This is a genomic window from Pseudoalteromonas prydzensis (assembly GCF_011050055.1).
In the GTDB taxonomy this organism is placed as follows: domain Bacteria; phylum Pseudomonadota; class Gammaproteobacteria; order Enterobacterales; family Alteromonadaceae; genus Pseudoalteromonas; species Pseudoalteromonas prydzensis_A.
The window spans coordinates 1-2,908 of sequence record NZ_DRGM01000113.1 but is presented as its reverse complement, the minus strand read 5'-3'; the positions used below and the strand labels follow the sequence as shown (position 1 = coordinate 2,908).

The window sequence follows — 2,908 nt, the reverse complement described above, 5'->3', positions numbered from 1 at the left end:
AGTAAACTGTGAGTAATGTACGCTTTTAAATTTAAGGTTTTAAGATGATTGAGTATCCGGTAGACCAACTTCCACAACTCATAAATGATTTATTGCAATGCGATACAACAGAACGTAAAAATAAATTATTAGCAGATGCGCAGTTGACGCTTTCTACAGAGCACCTGTCATTACTTTTTGAGGCGATACCAAAAGAACAGCGACTTGAAATTTGGCAGTTACTTGACGAAGACACGCAACACGAAATTTTTGTTAATTTAAGTGAAGACAGTTGTCTGTGGTTACTGCAAACACTAGAAGACACAGAGGCTTTTAAGCTTCTTGATGAAGTGAATGTAGAAGAGTTACTGGAACTTGAAGAAGTTATACCAGAGCGATTTGTTGAGTATGCAAAAAGGCAACTCGATGAAGCGCAAACCAAACAATATGATTTAGCGCAGCAATATCCACCAGAACAATTAGGTCACTGGTTAGGTTTTGACTTTTTAAAAGTATCAGAGAAGCTAACCGCCGGTGGCGCTAAAAAATTGCTACATAAAGGTTTACCGCAATACAGTGAAGTTATTTATTTAGTAAGCCGTAAGGGCAGCTTAATAGGTGAGGTTGCGGTAAATGATTTAATAAAAGCCAGCGACACCGATAACTTAATGACATTGGCAAATCATGACTTTTCATCGCTCCATGCTGATGATGATTTATATGAAGCGGCAGAAGTGGTGATCCACAGTGAAAAAATGGCACTGCCAGTGGTTAACGCAGACAATAAATTACTCGGGCGATTAACCATTGCCTCAGCGTATGAATTACGCCAAGAAATTGCTGATGAAGCAGCCGCTAAAGCGGGTGGTTTACGTGAAGACGAAGACCTGTTCGCAAGTGTTCGAAAAAGTGCTAAAAACCGTGGTATATGGTTAGGTATTAACTTAGCTACTGCCTTTTTAGCGTCTTGGTTCATCGGTTTATTTGGCGCAACTATAGAGCAGGTTGTAGCACTAGCTGTATTAATGCCAGTTGTTGCTTCTATGGGGGGGATTGCAGGTAGTCAAACATTAACCGTTATTGTGCGTGGTTTAGCGCTTGGACAGGTTACAGATTCAAACCGCAATGCGTTACTTAAAAAAGAGCTACGTGTTGGCGCTGTAAATGGCTTGGTATGGGCGTTTGTAATAGGTCTGCTTACATTCTTATGGTTTAACGATTTAATGCTCAGCATTACAATAACGGTAGCCATTTTATTGAATTTAGTCGCGGCGTCACTAGCAGGTGTTGTTATTCCGTCTATTTTAGACAAAATGAAAATTGATCCTGCGTTATCTGGCTCGGTAATTTTAACTACTGTTACTGATATTGTTGGGTTTGTTACCTTTTTAGGTTTAGGCAGTTTACTGCTTTTATAAGCCTTATACCAATTCGCTTAATTAAGCGGATTGGTATTACTTACAGGAAAATACAATGACCTTTGAAGTCATGATTTGGTGTGCAATTGCTTTGTGTATTTCACAATCGGCAATATTTTCGGGCTTAAACTTAGCGTTTTTTTCGCTAAGCAGACTCCAGCTCGAAATGGAAAGCACAAAAGGGAACGAAGCTGCCATAAAAGTGATGGCACTTCGAAACGACTCTAACTTTTTATTATCGACTATTTTATGGGGTAACGTAGGTATAAACGTACTGCTTACGCTACTTTCTGATTCTGTATTAATGGGCGCCAGTTCGTTTTTATTCTCAACTATCGCGATTACTATTATTGGTGAAATTACGCCGCAAGCTTATTTTTCGCGTAATGCACTTAAAATGGCGAGCCTACTTTCACCACTCATTAAGTTTTATCAAATTCTGTTTTATATAGTTGCTAAGCCAACGGCTTTAATTCTCGATGCATGGCTAGGTAAAGAAGGGATTACGTACTTTGCTGAAAGTGAGCTCAGAGGTATTATTCGCAAACACATAGAAGCGGAAGAGGCTGATGTTCAGCACGTTGAGGGAATTGGCGCACTTAACTTTTTTAGTTTAGATGAAATAAGCGTAACCAAAGAAGGGGAGATAATTGACCCAGACTCTATTATTTCTTTGCCGACTAAGCTTGATTTACCTATTTTCCCAGACCTTACATTAACGACTGATAATGAGTTTTTACGAAAACTACATAAGTCAGGTTATAACTGGGTGATCATTACCAATGAAGACGGTTGGCCTTTATTAGTGGTAGATGCTGACGGCTTTTTACGTTCAGCCTTGTTTGAACCAGAGTCGTTCGACCCTTATCATTATTGTCATAGACCTATTATTGTTGCTGATGAAGCTATGCGCCTGAGTGAAGTTATTTTAAAAATACGGGCTAGTCATTCTTTAGATAAATCGTTTGATGGGGCCATTGATCACGATGTGGTGTTAGTGTGGAGTGATGTGAAGCGCATTATTACCGGCGCTGATATATTTGGTCGGTTACTCAAAGGTATGAGTGCACCAAAACTCGAACTGCATGAAAATACAGAGAATAAAAAGCCGCTATAAAGCGGCTTTTTTGTATTCAATAGAAAGGAGGGTTATGCCCAACCTTCGTAGCGCTTACGACGCGACAACACTATCGTTAATATAATACCTAAAAATAGGCCTAAAAACGCAATAGCACCACCGTAAGTGAGTAGCTGGCGCTTCTCTTTTGAGCTAGCAGCTTCTTTTTGAGTGCGCTCTTGTTCTAGCGTTGTTTTAAGCTTAGTAATTTGGGCCGATAACTGCAGGTTTTGATCAGTTAAAGTTTGGTTTTGTTCTTGTAGCTGCGGAAGTTCTATTTGAGCTTGGCGCAGGTTTTCTTGCATAGTGCTCATTTCGCTACTTAGTGTTTTGTACTGTTGGTGTAAGCCTGCCGTTTTGGTAACAAACTTAGTTTCTATCCAACCTTCACGGT

The 2,908-nt window shown here is 39.7% G+C and carries 3 protein-coding genes; 2 read left to right on the top strand and 1 reads right to left on the bottom strand.

What is annotated here, in order from left to right; translation table 11 throughout:
* Positions 1-44 precede the first annotated feature (44 nt).
* Entirely contained in the window at positions 45-1,397 is a 1,353-nt protein-coding gene (locus ENH88_RS10400) for a magnesium transporter (RefSeq protein WP_170071999.1), read from the top strand.
* A 55-nt stretch (positions 1,398-1,452) separates the two neighbouring features.
* Positions 1,453-2,514, top strand: coding sequence for a DUF21 domain-containing protein (locus ENH88_RS10395; RefSeq protein WP_076925166.1), 1,062 nt, complete (start codon positions 1,453-1,455; stop codon positions 2,512-2,514).
* A gap of 32 nt (positions 2,515-2,546) precedes the next feature.
* Here the strand turns inward: ENH88_RS10395 and ENH88_RS10390 are convergent.
* Positions 2,547-2,908, bottom strand: a 362-nt coding sequence (locus ENH88_RS10390; protein WP_294122296.1) for a TIGR04211 family SH3 domain-containing protein, incomplete at its 5' end; no start/stop codon positions are given.